We start from the raw sequence: 16310 nt of genomic DNA, 5'->3' as shown, positions 1-16310 counted from the left end.
GCCTGCGTGGCTGAGGCGCTGCCCGCGCGCGCTGCCGGCCTCGGCCTGCGGCGCGCCCTGCTAGATGCATTGATCGAGGCGCCTGCGGGCGCCTTCGATTTTCTGGAGTGCGCCCCGGACAACTGGATCGGGGTCGGCGGCCGCGCCGGCGAACGCTTCGCCGCACTCGCGTCGCGGCATCCGCTGGCCTGCCACGGCCTGTCGCTCTCGCTGGGCGGGCCGGACCCGCTCGACACCGGCTTCCTGCGCCAGACCAGCGACTTCCTGGAACGCCACGACGTCGTCCTCTACAGCGAACACCTGAGCTACTGCAGCGCGGGTGGCCACCTCTACGACCTGCTGCCGCTGCCGTTCACCGACGAGGCGGTCCACCACGTCGCCGCGCGCATCCGCCGGGTGCAGGACGTGCTGGGCCGGCGCATCGCGGTGGAGAACGTCAGCTACTACGCCGCGCCGTGGCAGGCGATGCCCGAAGCCGACTTCGTGAACGCGGTGCTGTCCGAGGCCGGCTGCGACCTCCTGCTCGACGTGAACAACGTCTTCGTGAACGCGGTCAACCACGGCTACGACGCGCGCGCCTTCATCGACGCGCTGCCCGGCGCGCGGATCGCCAGCTACCACGTCGCCGGCCACTACGACGAGGCCGACGACCTCAAGATCGATACCCACGGCGCCGCGGTGAAAGACGACGTGTGGTCGCTGCTCGCGCATGCCTATCGCGCGCACGGGGTGCGCCCGACCCTGCTGGAGCGCGACTTCAACTTCCCGCCGTTGCCCGAGTTGCTGGCGGAACTCGCGCGGGTGCGCCAGCTGCAGGCGGCGGTCGCATGAACACGCTGCAGGCGCAATTGCACGCCCTCGCCGCGCACGTGCGCAGCCCGGCCACGCAACCGGTCCCGCCGGGCATCGAGGATCGCCGCCTGGCGGTCTACCGCGAGCTGGTGTTCAACAACATCGCCGGCTTGCTGGGCCATGGTTTCCCGGTGATCCGCGCCACCCTCGGCGAAGCGGACTGGGCGGCGCTGGTGCGCCGTTTCCTGGTCGAGCACGCCTGCCACACCCCGCTGTTTCCCGCGCTGGGCGGGGAGTTCGTCGGCTTCCTCGCGGAGGCGCAGGTCGATCCCGCCCGCCCCTGGCTGGCGGAGCTGGCGCATTACGAATGGGCCGAGGCCGACCTGCAGTCCAGCGACGCGCCGATGCCGCCGCACGACCCCGCGGGCGACCTGCTCGACGGCGTCCCGCTGCTGTCGCCGCTGGCCTGGCCGCTGGCGTATCGCTGGCCGGTCGACCGGATCGGGCCCGGCCACCAGCCCACCGACCCGCCCGCGTCGCCCACGCTGGTGTTGCTGCGCCGCGCGGCCTCCGGCGAAGTGCGCTTTTCGACGCTGTCGCCGTTGCTGTACCAGCTGCTGGAATCGATCGCCGCGAACCAGGATCTCAGCGGTCGCGCGCTCCTGCGGTCGCTCGCCGCCGGCATCGGCCATGCGGATGCCGAGGCCTTCATCGACGAGGCGCGGCCGATGCTTGCGCGCCTGCGCGAGGAAGGCGTCCTCCCCGGCACGCGCATCGACTGATGCGCATCGATTAACCTGTCGCGATGACAGACCTCGACAACACCCCGGCCGTCGGCCACGACGGCCATTCCGCGATGGCCGCGCGCTTCCGCGGCTACCTGCCGGTGGTGGTCGATGTCGAGACCGGCGGCTTCGACTGGAACCGCCATGCCCTGCTGGAAATCGCCGCAGTGCCGATCGAGCTGGATGCCGAGGGCCGCTTCGTGCCGGGCGAGGTGGCGCATGCGCACCTCGACCCCGCGCCGGGCACCAGCGTGGACCCGAAGTCGCTGGAAGTCACCGGCATCAAGCTGGGGCATCCGCTGCGCTTCGCGGTGGACGAACGCACCGGGCTGGACAAGGTGTTCGTGCCGGTGCGCGCCGCGGTCAAGCGGCACGGCTGCCAGCGCGCGATCCTGGTCGGGCACAACGCGCACTTCGACCTGAATTTCCTCAACGCCGCGGTCGCGCGGGTGCAGCACAAGCGCAACCCGTTCCATCCGTTCAGCGTGTTCGACACCGTGACCATGGCCGGCCTGGCCTACGGGCAGACCGTGCTGGCGCGCGCGGTGCATGCGGCCGGCATTCCGTGGGACGGGCGCGAGGCGCATTCGGCGGTGTACGACGCCGAGCGCACCGCCGAGCTGTTCTGCGCGATCGCGAACGCCTGGCCTAGCCCCGCGGCGCCGGCGGCTGCTTGAACGAACGGACGATGCCGTAGGCGCTGATCGCAACCCAGGTGGCCTCGAGCAGGAACACCGAGATGTTGAAGCTGCCCCACAACGAGACCAGGATGCCGCCCGCGCCGCACAGGTTCATCAGCTGGTAGGTCAGCCGGTTGCCGTGCAGGCGCCCGGCCTGCAGCAGGAAGAAGGCCGCGACCACCAGCACGGTGCCGCCCATCCCGACCCAGTCGTACCACTGCAGGTTCATCGCCTACTCCCCCTTGTCGTCATTGCCGCTGCCGCACCGCTTCGAACAAGGCCACGCCGGTGGCCACCGACACGTTCAGGCTCTCGAACCCACCCGGCATCGGGATCTTGACCAGCTGGTCGCAGTTGTCGCGGGTCAGCCGGCGCAGGCCATCGCCCTCGCCGCCCATCACCAGCGCGACGTTGCCGGTCAGGTCCAGCGCGTACAACGATGCGTCCGCCTCGCCGGCGAAGCCGTAGATCCACACCCCCGCCTTCTGCAGGTCGCGCAGGGTGCGCGAGAGGTTGGTGACGCTGAACACCGGCAAGGTGTCGGCGGCGCCCGCCGAGGTCTTGCGCACGGTGGCGTTGAGCTGGACCGCCTTGTCCTTCGGGAACACCACCGCGGTCGCGCCGGCGGCGGCGGCGCTGCGCAGGCAGGCACCCAGGTTGTGCGGGTCCTGCACGCCATCCAGCACCAGCACCAGCGCGCGACCTTCGGCGGCCTCGACCAGTGCCGGCAGCTCGTGCTCGTCCCAGGTCTTCGCCGCCGCATAGCGCGCGGCGGCGCCCTGGTGGCGCACGCCACCGGCCACGCCGTCCAGCGCCTGACCCGCGACGCGACGCACGTCGATGCCGAGCCGGCGCGCCTGGCTCTCGATCTCGACGATGCGCGGGTTCTTGCCGCCGGCTTCCAGCAGCACCTCGCGCACGTGTTCGGCATCGTGCTCCAGCGCGGAGGCCACCGCGTTCAGACCGACGATCCATTGGGATTGCTTGCTCATGCGCGCATTGTGCCTTCACGGGTGGCCGCGTGCGCAGGCGTGTCGAGCCGCTTGTGCGAACGTCCTGTTCGATGCGCGGACGCCGACCATCCATGGCCGGCTCTCGACACGCCTCGCGCACACGGCCTTGCGGAATCCTCGCGGCTCAATACGTCTGCTTCGGCCGCTTGGCCGGCTTGCCGCGCTCCGGCAGCGGCTTCGCGCCGCCCTCGTCCTCGGCCAGGCGGAAGTCGATCTTGCGGTCCTCGACGCTGGCCTTGAGGACCACGATGCGGACCCGGTCGCCGAGGCGGAACTCGCGGCCGCGCCGTTCCCCGGTCAGGGTCTTGCGCACCGCGTCGAAGTGGTAGAAGTCGCGCGGCAGCTGGGTCACGTGGACCAGGCCGTTGACCTTCGACTCGTCGAGTTCGACGAACAGCCCGAAACTGGTGACGCCGCTGATGGTGCCGTCGTACTCCTTGCCCACGTGGCCTTCCATCCACGCCGCACGGTAGCGCTCGTCCACCTCGCGCTGCGCCTCGTCGGCGCGCCGCGAACGCTCGGAGCACTGCAGCGACAACGCGGCCATGTCGTGCGGCGAATAGACGTACGCCTCCGGCCTGCCGCCGGCCAGCGCATGCTTGATCGCACGGTGCACCAGCAGGTCCGGGTAGCGGCGGATCGGCGAGGTGAAGTGCGCGTAGGCCTCCAGCGCCAGTCCGAAGTGGCCGATGTTGTCGGGCGCGTACACCGCCAGCGACTGGCTGCGCAGGATCACCGACTCCAGCAACGTCGCGTCGGGCCGCTCGCGGATCTTCTCCAGCAGCGCGCGGAAGTCCTTCGGCTTCACCTTGCCCCACGGCGGCAGGCGGAGCGCGAATTCCTTGAGGAACTCCTCCAGGTCCGCGTACTTGGATTCCGGCGGCTTGTCGTGGTCGCGGTACGGCGCGGGGATGCGCGCTTCCAGCAGGTGCAGCGCGGCCTGCACGTTGGCCGCGATCATGCATTCCTCGATCAGCTTGTGGGCATCGTTGCGCTGGAGCATGCCGGCCTGGGTCACCGCCCCCTGCGCATCCAGCACGAAGCGGACTTCGCCGCTCTCGAACTCGATGGCGCCACGCTTGGCCCGCGCCTTGTCCAGCACCCTGTACAACTGGTGCAGGCGCTGGACGTGCGGCAGCAGCGGGCCGATCTTCGCCAGCGCCGCCGCGTGGTCGTCCTCCGGGATGCCCTCGCCTACCGCGTTCCACACGTCGGTGTAGGTCAGGCGCGCGTGCGAGTGCATCACCGCCTCGTAGAAGCGCGACTCGCGCACGCTGCCGTCGCGCCCCACCTGCATGTCGCAGCAGAAGCACAGGCGGTCGACCTTGGGGTTGAGCGAGCAGATGCCGTTACTCAAGGTCTCCGGCAGCATCGGCACCACGAAGCCGGGGAAATACACCGAGGTCGCGCGCAGCTGCGCCTCGTCGTCGAGCGGCGTGCCCGGCCGCACGTAGTGCGAGACGTCGGCGATCGCGACGATGAGGCGGAACCCGTCCTTGTTGGTTTCGCACCAGACCGCATCGTCGAAATCCTTGGCATCCTCGCCGTCGATGGTCACCAGCGGCACGCCGCGCAGGTCGACCCGGCCGGCGATGTCCGCCGGCTGCACCTCCAGCGGCACGGCAGTGGCCTGCGCCAGCACGTCGGGCGGGAATTCGTGCGGGATGTCGTGGCCGTGGATCGCGGCCTCCACCGCCTGCGAGGCGGTGAGCTTGTCGCCCAGCACCGCCAGCACGCGGCCGATCGGCGGCCGGTGCGCATCGGGCGGGGTGGTGATCTCGGCCACCACCAGTTGCCCGGCGCGCGCGCCGTTGCGCGCATCCTGCGGGATCATCACGTTGCGCTGGATGCGCTTGTCGTCCGGCACCACGTAGCCGATGCCGAGCTCCTCCGCATAGCGGCCGAGCAGGCGGGTCAGCCGGCGCTCGAGGACCTCGACGATGCTCGCCTCGCCACGCCCGCGCCGGTCCATCCCGGTGATGCTCACCAACACGCGGTCGCCGTGACTGACCTTGCGCATCTCGTAGGGCGGCAGGAACAGGTCGTCGCCGCCCTGCTCCCGGCGCAGGAAGCCGAAGCCGTCCGGATTGGCGATGACCGTGCCGGGGACGAGGTCGGCGCGCGCAGCGGGCACGTAACCGCCCCGGCGGTTCTGCAGCAGTTGGCCCTCGCGCAGCATCGCCGACAGCCGCTTCTGCAGGGCGTCGAAGCGATCCGGCGCGTCCAGCGCCAGCTTGGCCGCGAGGGCGTCGGCATCCATCGGACCATCCGCCGCGGCGAGGACCTGCAGGATCATCTCGCGACTGGCGATCGGGTTGGCGTAACGCTGCGCCTCGCGCTGGGCATGGGGATCGAAGCCGGGCGCGCGTGGCGGCTGCGGACCGGTGCGCTTCCCTTCCGCGGGGGCCGGCAGGTCGGGCATCCAAGGCGGGCGCCTGCCTGCAGATGCAGTGCCCGCGCGCTTGAAGCCGCTGGGCTTGGGCGCATCGCTGCGCGGACCGGGGCGGTTGCCGCCGGGACCCTTGCCGCGGCTGCCGCCGCGCTTGCTCGGGGGTTTGCTCATGCGGCGATGGTAAACGCCTGCGCGTGCAGGCCACGCGTTTCACCGCGGGCGTTGACAAGCGCCACCTGCATGCCCAGAATGCGCGGCTCCGAACGCCCAGGTGGCGGAATTGGTAGACGCACTAGTTTCAGGTACTAGCGGGTAAAACCGTGGAGGTTCGAGTCCTCTCCTGGGCACCACGTTCGGAACAGAGAAACCCGCCGCTGGCGGGTTTTTTGTTGGGCGATCGCCGGGTCAGGCGGCACCGAGCGGCGCGTCGTAGTTCAGGCGGGGCGCGTCGGCCGCGAGCATCGCCTCGCGCACCGCGGGCTCGCGCCCGTCGGCGACATCGACCAGCACCAGGATGCGGCCGGCGGCGATCTCGTCCTCGAACTGCTGTCGCACCGGGTCCGGCAGCGACGCACCGACCATCGCCGAGGACCAGCCGCCGACCAGCGCGCCGATGGCCCCGATCGCCGCGGCACCCGCGAGAGTCACGCCCAGCGGCGTGAAGACCGTCGCGACCAGCCCGGCGAGCAAGCCCGATGCGCCGCCCACGCCCATCCCGCGCAGCGCGGCAGGCACGGCGTCGGTGTCGGCTTCCTTCATGCTGTCCGGGATGCGCTCGAGTTCGATGTCCGAGCGGGCCACCAGCGAGATCGCCTCGTTGCCGATGCCCTGCATGTGCAGGGTGGAGAGGGCTTCGCGGGCGTGCGCGAGGTCGCGCGTGAGATGGACGTGGCGGGTCATCGGCGTGCTCCTGGGGTGGCGGCAGGTTGCACGCACCGGGGTGAAGCCGGCGTCCAGCGTAGCGCCGGCTGTCACCGAATCGTCATGATGTTCGATAATTCTGGAAGCATGGAAACATCACAGGCCCTCACCGCACTGTCCGCGCTCGGCCACGCCTCCCGCCTGGCCGCGTTCCGCTCGCTGGTGCAGGCAGGCCCCGACGGCCTGAGCGTGGGCGACCTGCGCGAGCGGCTGGCCCTCGCCCCGGCCACCCTCAGCGCCCACCTCAACGTGCTGCGCGCATCCGGCCTGGTGCAGGACACCCGCGAGGGACGGGTGATCCGCGTGCGCGCCGACTTCGCGCGGATGAACGCGTTGCTCGCCTACCTGACCGACAACTGCTGCGGAGGCACCGCGGCGTGCACGCCGCCCGCCTGCCTGCCCTGCGCCCACGAAACCAGCGACGAGGACCACGCCCGATGACCCACCCGCCGTTCAACATCCTGTTCCTGTGCACCGGCAACAGCGCGCGCAGCATCCTCGCCGAGGGCCTCGCGAACCACCTGTCGGCAGGACGCCTGCGCGCCTACAGCGCCGGCAGCCAGCCGATGGGGCGGGTCAATCCACTCGCGCTCGACACCCTGCGCGAGCTCGGCTGCGCGACCGAAGGCATGTCCAGCAAGTCCTGGGACGTGTTCGCGACGCCCGATGCGCCGGCGATGGACTTCGTGGTCACCGTCTGCGACAGCGCCGCGGGCGAGGCCTGCCCGTACTGGCCGGGCGCGCCGGTGACCGCGCACTGGGGCTTCGCCGATCCGTCGCACGTGGAGGGCGACGACGCGACCCGCCGCGCCGCCTTCGCGAAGACCGCGCAGGACATCGCACACCGATTGCGCTTGTTCCTGTCGCTGCCGCTGGACAAGCTCGACCGTATGTCGTTGCAGCACGAAGTGCGCGCGATCGGCACCGGCGCATGAGCCTGGCACGACGCCTGCTCGCCGAGGCGGTGGGCACCACCGCCCTGCTCGCGACCGTGGTCGGGTCGGGGATCATGGGCACGCAACTGGCCGCCGGCAACGATGCGATCGCCCTGCTCGCGAATGCCGCGGCCACCGCCGGCGTCCTGTACGTGGCGATCGTCGTGCTCGGGCCGCTCTCCGGCGCGCACTTCAACCCGGCGGTGACGTTGGCCATGCGCTTGCGCGGCGAGCTGGACACGCGCGCCACCCTCGCCTACATCGGCGTGCAGTGCGTGGCGGCGATCGCCGGCGTGGTGCTGGCCCATGCGATGTTCGACCTGCCGCTCCTGCAACCGGGCACGCATGCGCGCACCGGCGCCGCGCAATGGCTGAGCGAGGCGGTGGCCACCTGCGGCCTGCTGCTGACCATCCTGCTCGGCCTGCGTGCGCGGCCCGCCGCGATCCCCGCGCTGGTGGCCGCCTACATCTTCGCGGCGTACTGGTTCACCGCCAGCACCTCGTTCGCCAACCCGGCGGTGACCCTGGCCCGGGCACTGACGCAGACCTTCGCCGGGATCCGCCCGATCGACGCGCCCGGTTTCATCCTCGCCCAGCTCGTGGGCACCGCGCTGGCCTTGCTGCTGGCCGCATGGCTGGGGCGGCGCACGCCCGCGGCCGCCGGCTGATCGCTACAGCCAGCGACGCACCCTGCGCAGGTAGTCGGCGTAGGGCGCGCCGAACGCCGCGCGCAAGGCGCGTTCCTCGGGGACGATCTGGAACCGGGTGACCCAGGCGACGAACAGCACCGGCCCGGCGAGCGCCAACGGATGCGCCAACCACGCCGCCAGCCCCGACAGCGAGCAGGCCAGGCCCAGGTACATCGGGTTGCGGGTGACGCGATACGCGCCGCCGCGCACGATGGACGAGGTGCGCGCGGGCGCCAACGGGTTGATCGTGGTCCGCGCCCGCAGGAATGCGACCAGGGCGGACAGGTCGAGCGCCAGACCGATGGCGACCAGGCCGCCGGCCAGCCAGTGCCGCCCCGGCCACGGCAGCGTCCATGCGGGGAGCGCCACGCTGAGGCGCCACGCCAGCAGCGCGCACGCCAGCGCGACCACCGGTGGCGGGACCTTCAATTCCAGCGGATGGGGCAGCGGCGGGGTCATGCCCGCCATTGCACGCGCAGCCGGGATCGCACGCAAGCGCTCAGCGCGACCCCAGCCGCTGCAGCTTCTGCGCCAGCCCGGCCTCGGTAAGCTCGCCCATGTGGGTGTCCGCCAGCCGCCCCCGGGCATCGAAGAACAGCGTGGTCGGCAGGCCGCGCGAACCGGCTTCCACCATCAGCCGCGACCCGTCGTCGCGCAGCACGTTGCGCAAGGCGAATGGCTGCCGGCGCAGGAAATCCTCGACCTCGGCCGCGGATTCGCCCTGGTTGGCGAAGGCGAACACCACGTCGGCATGCGCGGCCTGCGCGCGCGCGAGCACCGGCATCTCGCGACGGCAGGGCGGGCACCAGGTCGCCCACAGGTTGACCACCAGCGGCTTGCCGCCGGCGATCGTGGCCAGGTGCGTCGTGGACCCGGGCGTGGCCTCCGGGGGCGTAGGGCCATGCGCTACCAGCGGCACCCCCGGCATCGCCACGCCGGCCTGCATCCGCGCCATGCCGAGGCCGAGCAGCAGCCACGCGGCCAGGCCGGCCCCGCTGCCCCAGGCCAGGGGCATGCGCAGGCCCGGGGTGCGGCGCGTGCGCCAGGCACCGAAGGCGAGCGCCGCCGCCACCCCGACCCAGCCCAGGTAGCCGCCATCGCCGAGGCGCAGGATCGCCATCGGCTCGGCTGCGTATTGCGGCCACCAGCGCAGGACGAACCCCAGCCGCGCCGCGGCGACGCCGACCAGCAGCATGTCGAGCAAGACCGCACCGACCGGGGGGCGCGGCGGCGGCAGGCGTGCGGCGATGCCCCGTCCAATGCCCGCCGCCAGCGCAAGCGCGAGCACCAGCAGGACCGCGGAGATCGGGAAGGGCCCAAGGCTGGTCAACATCGGACGCGGGCACCTGCAGGAGGACGCGCTAGGCTACGGCAGGTCCAAGCTCGCGGAGGCCGACCCATGCGCCATTGGTGGTTGCCGTTCATGCTGCTGGCCGGTGCGCTGCATGCGCAGTCGGCGCCGGAGACCGGCCACTGGCGCGGCAGCGCGCGGTTCTTCGAAACCAACACCAGGCAGGCGCTGGGCGCGTTGCCGGTCGAGCTGCGTTTCGACGCCGATGGACGCCTGCAGGGCCGCATCGGCGATGGTGCCTTCGCGGCGACTGCGCCGGAGCCCGGGCGCGGCCCGCCACGGGTCTATCGCCTGCTGCTGGACGCAGCGGCCTCCGCGCGCGACCCACGCGCACGCCGGCATGTGGTGGTGCTGGTCATGCCCTCGCCGCCGGGCACGCTGGACGCGGACTTCCACCTCAAGTCGCGCTTCGCCCTCGACCTGCGGATGAACGTGGGGCACCTCGACGTCGCGCCGCTTGCCGGTCCGCCCTGAGCCTTCCACCTTCGCACGCCCTCGCCCGCCATCCGTGCATGAACGCCACGCCGCGCCCCCGCCTGCGCAAGCTGCCCGCCCGCCACGCGCGGGTGGTCACGCCGCTGTTGCTCTCCATCCTCATGACCTGCGTGGTCTCGCTGGTCAGCACCCTCACCGGGGTCGGCGGCGGGCCGGGCTTCCTCGCCGCATGGCTGGAGGCCTAGGGCGTCTCCTGGCTGATCGCGTTCCCGGTGCTGCTGGTGGTACTGCCGCTGGTGCGCCGGCTCACCGCCCTCATCGTCGAGACGCCCTGAGCGCAGCCACGCCCTGCGACGGTCAGCCGCGGCCGACCGTCCAGAGCGCATACAGCGCAAGCCCACCGAAGACCAGCTTGGCGAGCACCACCGCCAGCAGGTCCAATGGCAGGCGCGGGCGACGCCGAGAGGCGAGTGGTTGCAGGCGTGGATCGGGAGAACGCATGGCGTGCGGCGCCCGCAGGCTGGACCTGCAATCCGTACGACCCCAGGCACCGCGCGGATGCGCCCGGATGGCGATCAGCCGTCGCTGCGGACGTGCGGCAGCAGGAAGCGCATGTAGTCGGCCTTGCCGACCGGCACGCCGAGCATCCGCAGGATCGCGTAGGTCGTGGTGATGTGGAAGTAGAAGTTGGGCAGCAGGTATTCGCTGACGTACCCGTGGCCCGGCAACTCGCAGTACAGGGCGCCGCCCAGTCCGATCCGCTTGGTCTCCTCGAGCTTGCCGTCGTCGCAGGCGATCGCCAGCACCCGCGCACGGGTGTCGGCGATGTGCGCCCGGGCGATCTCCAGCGACGGCACCGCGGGGTCGAGGTTCTGCACCGGCTCGCCCGCGCACCATTGCGAGAAGCCGCGCGGCTGGTTGCAGGCGAAGGCGACCTGCGTGCCCAGCGGCAGCATGTCCGGCGCCAACCGCGCCTGGCCCACGTCGAGGGCCGCACCGAGGTGCGCCGCGCCGGCATCGAGGATGTGCGAGAGGGTATCGAGACGGGACACGAACACGCGCTGCAACTCGCGGATCTGCGGACCAGGCATGGCGAGGCTCCGATGGCGGGTGGCCAGTATCGCGCGCCGGGTTGCCACGCGCGCGTTGTCACCGCGCGGTCATTGCACCGCCATGCCGCGGTCACCGGGGCGCGGCAGGCTGCCGCAAACGCGGAGTCGCGCATGCGCTACGGCATCGTCACCGAGACCTACCCGCCCGAAGTGAATGGCGTGGCCCTCACCGTGCAGGGCCTCGAACACGGGTTGCGCGAACGCGGGCACGCGGTGGACCTGGTGCGCCCACGCCAGCCCACCGACGGCATCGCCCCCGCGCATGCCCTGCTGGTCCGCGGCGCGGCACTCCCGCGCTACCCGGGCTTGCGCTTCGGCCTGCCGGCCACCGCGACCCTGCGCCGCCAGTGGCGGCAAGCGCGCCCGGACGCCGTCTACGTCGCCACTGAAGGTCCACTGGGCTGGTCGGCGCTGCGCGCCGCGCGCCAGCTCGGCATCCCGGTGGCCACCGGCTTCCATACCCGCTTCGACCACTACATGCGCGACTACGGCGCGTCGTGGCTGCAGGGCGCGGCGCTGCGCTGGATGCGCCGCTTCCACAACGGCGCGCAGGCGACCCTGGTCCCCACCACCGAATTGCAGGACAACCTGCAGCGGCTGGGCTTCGCCAACGTGGTGCGGCTGGCGCGGGCGGTGGATACCGCGCAGTTCGACCCGGCCCTGCGCGATCCCGCCCTGCGCGCCCGCTGGGGCCTGCGCGATGGTGAGCTGGCCGCGATCCACGTCGGCCGCATCGCCGCGGAAAAGCACCTGGGGCTGGCGGTCCGCGCCTTCCGCGCACTGCAGGCGGTGCGCCCGCAGGCGCGCTTCGTGTGGGTCGGCGATGGTCCGGCCCGCGGGGCGCTGCAGTGCGACAACCCCGACTTCATCTTCTGCGGCGTGCAGCGCGGCGAGGCCCTCGCCCGCCATTTCGCCAGCGGCGACCTGTTCCTGTTCCCCAGCCGCAGCGAGACCTTCGGCAACGTGACCCTGGAGGCGCTGGCCAGCGGCGTGCCCACGATCGCCTTCGACTACGGCGCCGCGCGCGAGGTGCTGCGCGATGGCGTGCATGGCGCCGCGATCGCCTGCACCGGCGATGCAAACCACGACGATGCCGGCTTCATCGCCGCGGCGATGCGCCTCGGCGCCGACGACGCCCTGCGCATGCGCATGCGCGATGCCTGCCGCGACGCGGTCGCCGCGCTGCGCCCGGCCCAAGTCGCCGAGGACTTCGACCGACTGCTGCGTACCCTCGCCGATGCCGGAGCCCCGCATGCCGCTGCCCTCGCCCGCTGACCGGCTGATCGCGACCGAACACGGCTGGTGCCTGCGCGCCAACCGGATCTGCACGCAGCAGGCCGCGCTGCGCTACTTCGCCACGGTGAGCCGGCTCGGCGATGGCATCGCCTGGTATGCGCTGATGGGCGCGCTGGTGCTGCTCGACGGCATGCATGGGTTGCGCGCGTCGCTGCACCTTGCCGCGACCGGCGTGGTCGCGCTGGCGCTGTACAAGGGTCTCAAGCGCTGGACGCGGCGCCCGCGGCCGTTCGCGCGCGACGTGCGCATCCATGCATGGGTGGCGCCGCTCGACGAGTTCAGCTTCCCCTCCGGCCACACCCTGCACGCGGTCGCCTTCAGCCTGGTGGCGATGGCGCATGTCCCCGCGCTGGCGTGGTGGCTGGTGCCGTTCACCGCGAGCGTCGCGGTCTCGCGGGTGGTGCTGGGCCTGCACTATCCCTCCGACGTGCTCGCCGCGACCGCGATCGGCAGCCTGCTCGCGGCCGTGTCGCTGTGGCTGGTGCCGGGGGTCTCGCTGTTCGCGTGAACTGCTAGCGCACTGCGCCGCGACCGCCAGGCTGGGGAGCGGCCGCCGCTTAGGCTCCGCATCCAGCTTCGATGCGCGGGCGCAGGCCCTCCATGGCCTGCTCGGCCGCTCCCCAGCCTGGCGATCCCGACGCATGGAGTCCCTGCCGCGCTCGACCAAAAAGAAGGGCCGGCATGGCCGGCCCTCCGTGGATCGCATCGCGTCGCGGATCAGTCCTCGACCAGCATCTTGCGCGGCAGCTTGCCCGGTCGCTGCGCCGTGTTGTAGACGAACGAGGCGACGATCGCCGACGCCTGCTTGAGGTCGTCCGCCACTGCGTGGTCCTGCACGTCCAGGTGCGTGTGGTGGACGTGGCTGAAGTAGTCCAGCTGGTCCTGCACGAACTGGAAGCCCGGGATGCCGACGCGGTCGAAGCTGATGTGGTCGGTGCTGCCGGTATTGCGCTGGGTCACCGTGGTCGCGCCGACGTCATGCCAGGGCTTCAGCCATTCCTCGAAGATCGGGCCGGCCGCGAGGTTTTCCTGCGCGTAGATGCCGCGGATCTTGCCGCTGCCGTTGTCGAGGTTGAAGTAGGCCGAGATCCTGCCGTACTCCGGGGTGCGCACCAGCTTGCCCTTGTTGGTGCGGAACGCCGCCGGCAAGGCCTTCTGCTCGGGATCGGTGGGTTCCGGGTAATGCGCGAAGTGCTTGGCGACGTAGGCCTGCGAGCCGATCAGCCCCTGCTCCTCGCCGGTCCACAGCGCGACCCGGATCGTGCGGTTGGGCTTGGCGCCGACCGCCTTCAGGATGCGCATCGCCTCCATCATCACCGCCACGCCGGCGCCGTTGTCGTTCGCGCCGGACCCGGTGTGCCAGGAGTCCATGTGCGCGCCCAGCATCACCACCTCGTCCTTCTGCGGGCCGGTGCCCGGGATCTCCGCGATGGTGTTGTAGCCCGGCATGTTGGCGTCGTCGGTGAAGCGCGCATCGACCTTCAGCCGCAGCCGCACCGGCTCCTTGCGCTCCAGCGCGCGCATCACCGTGTTGTAGTGCTCGGCCATCATCACCAGCGCGGGCACGCCGGTCGACTCGCCGGCCTTGCGCGAACCGCCACCCATCACCCGCACGATGCCGTCGTTCCAGCTGCTGATCGACATCGTCGCGACCACGCCCTCGTCGACCAGGAACTGGTTGAGCAGCGGCGCGAACTCCTGGCGCTCGCGGAACTGCGCCAGCATCGCGGCGTCGCCGCGGCGCTCGGTCGGCATCGGCGAGGACATCAGTTCTTCCAGGCTGTCGTGGTCGTGGCGCTGGAAGTCGGACTTCTCGTTCGGCTTGTAGGCGCGCAACTCGTCGGTGAACAGCACCTTGCCGCGCAGCTTGCCCTTCCACTTCTCGAGATCGGCCTTGTTGGAGAGTTTGGCGTAGATCGCCTCGCCCTCGACGTTGCCGGCGGTGCCCGGCGTCCACGCCTTGGGCAGCGCGTGCAGCGGCATCACCCGCGGGCTGAGCATCTCGACGCTGGCGTCGGTGAAGGCCCAGCCGCGGCCGAAGTCCTCGACCGCCTCGTCGTGCACGTTCGACAGGCCCCACTCGGTGAACTTCGAGCGGGTCCAGCGGTTCGCCTCCGCCATCGACGGCGAATTGGTCAGGCGCGGGCCGATTACGTCCGTCAGGTGGTTCAGCGTCGCCATCACCTGCGAGCGGTAGAACGCCTCCTGGCGGATGCGCGCGGTCATGTCGAGGTCGACGCGCTCCTGCGCGAATCCCGGCGGCACGCTCCCGATCCCGGCCACCAGCAAGGCGGCCGTGCACAACATTCGCTTCATCGTCTTCCCCGGACGTGGTTGAACCTTGGAGTCTAGGCGGCGCGGGCAGTGCGCGGCCTAGGCCATCGGTCATGCCCCCCGTGGTTCCGCGGCCCCGGCGTGACCGTCGACACGTTCCAGCCGCGCGCGTTGCAGGGCGGGCATCGCCTGGCCCGGCCAGTCGCGGTCGTTGGCGACCTGCGCCCGCATCGCGCTCGCCTCCAGGGCGGCGACGTCGAGCTCGGCAATCGCCCACGCGGCATCGCCGCGGGTCTGCGCCAGCACCCCGTCCGCCGGCAAGCCGACATCCATCGGCGCAAGCAACGCGGCCTCGCCGGTGTTGACGTCGAGCGCCGGGCTCCACGGCGCCTCGCCGGCGGTGACCGCCTGCGCCACGAACATCCGGTTCTCCAGCGCGCGCGCCAGGCAACCCACGCGCACGCGGGTCGCGCCGGCCTCGGTATCGGTGCAGCTCGGGACCAGCAGCAGGCGGGCCCCGGCCTCGCGCTGCGCGCGCACCGGCAGCGGGAATTCGCTGTCGTAGCAGACCGCGATCCCGGCCCGCGCGCCGCAGACCTCGAACACCTTCAAGGCCTCGCCCGGCGCGATCACCCGCGCCTGCCGCTCGAAGCCGGTCAGCCGCAGCTTGTCCTGCCAGGCATGGCCGCCATCCGGCGCGAACAGGTCGCTGCGGTTGCGATAGCGGCCATCGCCGGTGGCCAGCAGGAAACTGCCGGCGTTGATCCACAACCCGAGGTCGCGCGCCAGCCGCGCGTACAGCGCCAGCCATGCCGCGCGCAACGGCTGCAGCGCCGCCAGCGACGCGTGCAGGTCGGCGCGCGTGCCTGCATCGAACATCGCCGCCAGCTCCAGCGCGAGGTACTCCGGCAGCACCGCGACCTGCGCGCCGCCCGCCTTCGCCTCGCCCAGCAGCGCCGCCTGCTTCTCCGCGAACGCGTCGAAGTCGCGCGGCTCGCCGACCAGGTACTTGCAGGCGGCCACCTTCATGCGACGGCCTCCAGCGGTCGCAGCCAGAAGGTCAGCGGGTGGACGACGTCGCCGACGCCGACTTCGTTCCAGTGCAATTGCATCGTCATTCCCGGCTGGCGCACGTAGCCGCGCTTGCCCCAGAACGCCTCGTTGCCGCGATGCCCGGGCGGACGCCGCGGATCGCCGTCGTCGCGATCCACCGCGGCGAACGCGCACCACGCGAACCCGCCCAGCGCCCGCGCATGCGCCTCGCGCGCATCGAAGAAGGCATGGCCGATGCCGCGCCCGCGGTACGCCGGCAGCAGCACCGATTCGCCGCAATAGAACACCGTGGCGGGATCGATGCCGCATGCGCGCCAGGGCGCCTGGAATTCGGCGCCATCCTCGGCGAGCGGCAGGCCGGTGCTTGCGCCGACCACCGCTTCGCCGTCGCGGGCCAGCACCACCACGCTGCGCGGCGAGCGCGCATAGGCCTCGAGGTACTCGCGTTCGTAGGCCACGTCGCCGTCGTACAGGTAGGGCCAGTCGCGGAACACCGCGATGCGCAGGGCCGCCAATGCGTCGAGGTGCGGCCGCAGGGCCGCACCCGACAGGGATTCGAGGGAGATCGCCGCGTGCATGCGG

At 71.6% G+C, this 16310-nt stretch carries 21 protein-coding genes and 1 tRNA gene; 11 read left to right on the top strand and 11 right to left on the bottom strand.

The window, feature by feature from the left end; translation table 11 throughout:
* Window positions 1-6 precede the first annotated feature (6 nt).
* From ON759_RS00225 to rnt, 3 genes are read left to right on the top strand one after another with little or no spacing between them, the layout of a single operon-like run.
* The gene (locus ON759_RS00225) at window positions 7-831 is read left to right on the top strand and encodes an HvfB family MNIO-type RiPP peptide maturase (RefSeq protein WP_271678355.1); all 825 of its coding nucleotides are present in this window, start codon (window positions 7-9) and stop codon (window positions 829-831) included.
* Window positions 828-1574, top strand: a complete 747-nt coding sequence (locus tag ON759_RS00220) for an HvfC family RiPP maturation protein (protein ID WP_271678354.1) — start codon at window positions 828-830, stop codon at window positions 1572-1574. Before ON759_RS00225 ends, ON759_RS00220 begins: the two co-directional genes overlap by 4 nt.
* A gap of 23 nt (window positions 1575-1597) precedes the next feature.
* Window positions 1598-2254, top strand: a complete 657-nt coding sequence (rnt, locus tag ON759_RS00215) for a ribonuclease T (protein ID WP_271678353.1) — start codon at window positions 1598-1600, stop codon at window positions 2252-2254.
* Here the strand turns inward: rnt and ON759_RS00210 are convergent.
* The 3 genes from ON759_RS00210 to rnr all read right to left on the bottom strand — a co-directional run bounded on the left by ON759_RS00210 (window position 2226) and on the right by rnr (window position 5833).
* Window positions 2226-2486, bottom strand: a complete 261-nt coding sequence (locus ON759_RS00210; RefSeq protein WP_271678352.1) for a CBU_0592 family membrane protein — start codon at window positions 2484-2486, stop codon at window positions 2226-2228. The genes rnt and ON759_RS00210 overlap by 29 nt on opposite strands.
* A 19-nt stretch (window positions 2487-2505) precedes the next feature.
* A complete protein-coding gene (gene rlmB / locus ON759_RS00205) occupies window positions 2506-3249 on the bottom strand; it encodes a 23S rRNA (guanosine(2251)-2'-O)-methyltransferase RlmB (RefSeq protein ID WP_271678351.1) in 744 nt (247 codons plus the stop codon).
* 145 nt (window positions 3250-3394) lie between these two features.
* On the bottom strand, window positions 3395-5833 hold the full coding sequence (gene rnr, locus ON759_RS00200) for a ribonuclease R (RefSeq protein ID WP_271678350.1): 2439 nt from the start codon (window positions 5831-5833) through the stop codon (window positions 3395-3397).
* 94 nt (window positions 5834-5927) lie between these two features.
* Between rnr and ON759_RS00195 the strand changes: the two genes are divergently transcribed.
* Window positions 5928-6012: transfer RNA gene (locus ON759_RS00195), tRNA-Leu, on the top strand.
* A gap of 55 nt (window positions 6013-6067) precedes the next feature.
* Here the strand turns inward: ON759_RS00195 and ON759_RS00190 are convergent.
* The gene (locus tag ON759_RS00190; RefSeq protein ID WP_271678349.1) at window positions 6068-6562 is read right to left on the bottom strand and encodes a hypothetical protein; all 495 of its coding nucleotides are present in this window, start codon (window positions 6560-6562) and stop codon (window positions 6068-6070) included.
* 108 nt (window positions 6563-6670) lie between these two features.
* On the opposite strand from ON759_RS00190, the gene ON759_RS00185 reads away from it, so the two are divergent.
* From ON759_RS00185 to ON759_RS00175, 3 genes are read left to right on the top strand one after another with little or no spacing between them, the layout of a single operon-like run.
* A complete protein-coding gene (locus tag ON759_RS00185) occupies window positions 6671-7024 on the top strand; it encodes an ArsR/SmtB family transcription factor (RefSeq protein WP_271678348.1) in 354 nt (117 codons plus the stop codon).
* On the top strand, window positions 7021-7518 hold the full coding sequence (locus tag ON759_RS00180) for an arsenate reductase ArsC (protein ID WP_271678347.1): 498 nt from the start codon (window positions 7021-7023) through the stop codon (window positions 7516-7518). Before ON759_RS00185 ends, ON759_RS00180 begins: the two co-directional genes overlap by 4 nt.
* Entirely contained in the window at window positions 7515-8186 is a 672-nt protein-coding gene (locus ON759_RS00175; protein WP_271678346.1) for an aquaporin, read from the top strand. Before ON759_RS00180 ends, ON759_RS00175 begins: the two co-directional genes overlap by 4 nt.
* Before the next feature lie 3 nt (window positions 8187-8189).
* On the opposite strand, the gene ON759_RS00170 is transcribed toward ON759_RS00175, so the two are convergent.
* On the bottom strand, window positions 8190-8666 hold the full coding sequence (locus tag ON759_RS00170) for a methyltransferase family protein (RefSeq protein ID WP_271678345.1): 477 nt from the start codon (window positions 8664-8666) through the stop codon (window positions 8190-8192).
* A 40-nt stretch (window positions 8667-8706) separates the two neighbouring features.
* A complete protein-coding gene (locus ON759_RS00165; RefSeq protein ID WP_271678344.1) occupies window positions 8707-9540 on the bottom strand; it encodes a TlpA disulfide reductase family protein in 834 nt (277 codons plus the stop codon).
* A gap of 66 nt (window positions 9541-9606) precedes the next feature.
* Here ON759_RS00165 and ON759_RS00160 point away from each other — a divergent pair, with 66 nt between their 5' ends.
* A complete protein-coding gene (locus tag ON759_RS00160) occupies window positions 9607-10032 on the top strand; it encodes a hypothetical protein (RefSeq protein ID WP_271678343.1) in 426 nt (141 codons plus the stop codon).
* Between the two features lie 38 nt (window positions 10033-10070).
* Window positions 10071-10238, top strand: a complete 168-nt coding sequence (locus ON759_RS00155) for a DUF2798 domain-containing protein (protein ID WP_486679365.1) — start codon at window positions 10071-10073, stop codon at window positions 10236-10238.
* Window positions 10239-10350: 112 nt separating this feature from the next.
* Here ON759_RS00155 and ON759_RS00150 read toward each other — a convergent pair whose 3' ends face one another.
* Both ON759_RS00150 and ON759_RS00145 read right to left on the bottom strand, forming a co-directional pair.
* The gene (locus tag ON759_RS00150) at window positions 10351-10494 is read right to left on the bottom strand and encodes a hypothetical protein (protein ID WP_271678342.1); all 144 of its coding nucleotides are present in this window, start codon (window positions 10492-10494) and stop codon (window positions 10351-10353) included.
* Between the two features lie 74 nt (window positions 10495-10568).
* The gene (locus tag ON759_RS00145; RefSeq protein ID WP_271678341.1) at window positions 10569-11084 is read right to left on the bottom strand and encodes a DUF1993 domain-containing protein; all 516 of its coding nucleotides are present in this window, start codon (window positions 11082-11084) and stop codon (window positions 10569-10571) included.
* 132 nt (window positions 11085-11216) lie between these two features.
* Here ON759_RS00145 and ON759_RS00140 point away from each other — a divergent pair, with 132 nt between their 5' ends.
* Both ON759_RS00140 and ON759_RS00135 read left to right on the top strand, forming a co-directional pair.
* Complete coding sequence (locus ON759_RS00140; protein WP_271678340.1) at window positions 11217-12380, top strand: glycosyltransferase family 4 protein; 1164 nt, start codon at window positions 11217-11219, stop codon at window positions 12378-12380.
* Complete coding sequence (locus ON759_RS00135) at window positions 12358-12909, top strand: phosphatase PAP2 family protein (protein WP_271678339.1); 552 nt, start codon at window positions 12358-12360, stop codon at window positions 12907-12909. Before ON759_RS00140 ends, ON759_RS00135 begins: the two co-directional genes overlap by 23 nt.
* 209 nt (window positions 12910-13118) lie before the next feature.
* Here the strand turns inward: ON759_RS00135 and ON759_RS00130 are convergent, their stop codons facing one another.
* From ON759_RS00130 to ON759_RS00120, 3 genes are all read right to left on the bottom strand, one after another.
* A complete protein-coding gene (locus ON759_RS00130) occupies window positions 13119-14708 on the bottom strand; it encodes a M20/M25/M40 family metallo-hydrolase (RefSeq protein ID WP_271678991.1) in 1590 nt (529 codons plus the stop codon).
* Window positions 14709-14786: 78 nt separating this feature from the next.
* On the bottom strand, window positions 14787-15704 hold the full coding sequence (locus tag ON759_RS00125; RefSeq protein WP_271678338.1) for a carbon-nitrogen hydrolase family protein: 918 nt from the start codon (window positions 15702-15704) through the stop codon (window positions 14787-14789).
* Window positions 15701-16306, bottom strand: coding sequence for a GNAT family N-acetyltransferase (locus tag ON759_RS00120; RefSeq protein ID WP_271678337.1), 606 nt, complete (start codon window positions 16304-16306; stop codon window positions 15701-15703). The genes ON759_RS00125 and ON759_RS00120 overlap by 4 nt, the downstream gene beginning before the upstream one ends.
* Window positions 16307-16310 lie beyond the last annotated feature (4 nt).

The sequence above is a fragment of the Thermomonas mangrovi genome, assembly GCF_028201335.1.
Taxonomy (GTDB): domain Bacteria; phylum Pseudomonadota; class Gammaproteobacteria; order Xanthomonadales; family Xanthomonadaceae; genus Thermomonas; species Thermomonas mangrovi.
Note: the sequence above shows the minus strand (reverse complement) of the source record. Positions and strands in the feature narration are given on the sequence as shown.

What these genes read in the sequence shown, in the direction of transcription:
- ON759_RS00210 (WP_271678352.1), bottom strand. Translation starts at nt 2,486, where the DNA reads ATGAACCTGCAGTGGTACGACTGGGTCGGGATGGGCGGCACCGTGCTG.
- ON759_RS00170 (WP_271678345.1), bottom strand. Translation starts at nt 8,666, where the DNA reads ATGACCCCGCCGCTGCCCCATCCGCTGGAATTGAAGGTCCCGCCACCG.
- ON759_RS00150 (WP_271678342.1), bottom strand. Translation starts at nt 10,494, where the DNA reads ATGCGTTCTCCCGATCCACGCCTGCAACCACTCGCCTCTCGGCGTCGC.
- ON759_RS00175 (WP_271678346.1), top strand. Translation starts at nt 7,515, where the DNA reads ATGAGCCTGGCACGACGCCTGCTCGCCGAGGCGGTGGGCACCACCGCC.
- ON759_RS00155 (WP_486679365.1), top strand. Translation starts at nt 10,071, where the DNA reads ATGAACGCCACGCCGCGCCCCCGCCTGCGCAAGCTGCCCGCCCGCCAC.
- ON759_RS00125 (WP_271678338.1), bottom strand. Translation starts at nt 15,704, where the DNA reads ATGAAGGTGGCCGCCTGCAAGTACCTGGTCGGCGAGCCGCGCGACTTC.
- ON759_RS00120 (WP_271678337.1), bottom strand. Translation starts at nt 16,306, where the DNA reads ATGCACGCGGCGATCTCCCTCGAATCCCTGTCGGGTGCGGCCCTGCGG.
- ON759_RS00135 (WP_271678339.1), top strand. Translation starts at nt 12,358, where the DNA reads ATGCCGCTGCCCTCGCCCGCTGACCGGCTGATCGCGACCGAACACGGC.
- rlmB (WP_271678351.1), bottom strand. Translation starts at nt 3,249, where the DNA reads ATGAGCAAGCAATCCCAATGGATCGTCGGTCTGAACGCGGTGGCCTCC.
- ON759_RS00130 (WP_271678991.1), bottom strand. Translation starts at nt 14,708, where the DNA reads ATGTTGTGCACGGCCGCCTTGCTGGTGGCCGGGATCGGGAGCGTGCCG.
- rnr (WP_271678350.1), bottom strand. Translation starts at nt 5,833, where the DNA reads ATGAGCAAACCCCCGAGCAAGCGCGGCGGCAGCCGCGGCAAGGGTCCC.
- ON759_RS00180 (WP_271678347.1), top strand. Translation starts at nt 7,021, where the DNA reads ATGACCCACCCGCCGTTCAACATCCTGTTCCTGTGCACCGGCAACAGC.
- ON759_RS00190 (WP_271678349.1), bottom strand. Translation starts at nt 6,562, where the DNA reads ATGACCCGCCACGTCCATCTCACGCGCGACCTCGCGCACGCCCGCGAA.
- ON759_RS00165 (WP_271678344.1), bottom strand. Translation starts at nt 9,540, where the DNA reads ATGTTGACCAGCCTTGGGCCCTTCCCGATCTCCGCGGTCCTGCTGGTG.
- ON759_RS00185 (WP_271678348.1), top strand. Translation starts at nt 6,671, where the DNA reads ATGGAAACATCACAGGCCCTCACCGCACTGTCCGCGCTCGGCCACGCC.
- ON759_RS00220 (WP_271678354.1), top strand. Translation starts at nt 828, where the DNA reads ATGAACACGCTGCAGGCGCAATTGCACGCCCTCGCCGCGCACGTGCGC.
- ON759_RS00145 (WP_271678341.1), bottom strand. Translation starts at nt 11,084, where the DNA reads ATGCCTGGTCCGCAGATCCGCGAGTTGCAGCGCGTGTTCGTGTCCCGT.
- ON759_RS00160 (WP_271678343.1), top strand. Translation starts at nt 9,607, where the DNA reads ATGCGCCATTGGTGGTTGCCGTTCATGCTGCTGGCCGGTGCGCTGCAT.
- rnt (WP_271678353.1), top strand. Translation starts at nt 1,598, where the DNA reads ATGACAGACCTCGACAACACCCCGGCCGTCGGCCACGACGGCCATTCC.
- ON759_RS00140 (WP_271678340.1), top strand. Translation starts at nt 11,217, where the DNA reads ATGCGCTACGGCATCGTCACCGAGACCTACCCGCCCGAAGTGAATGGC.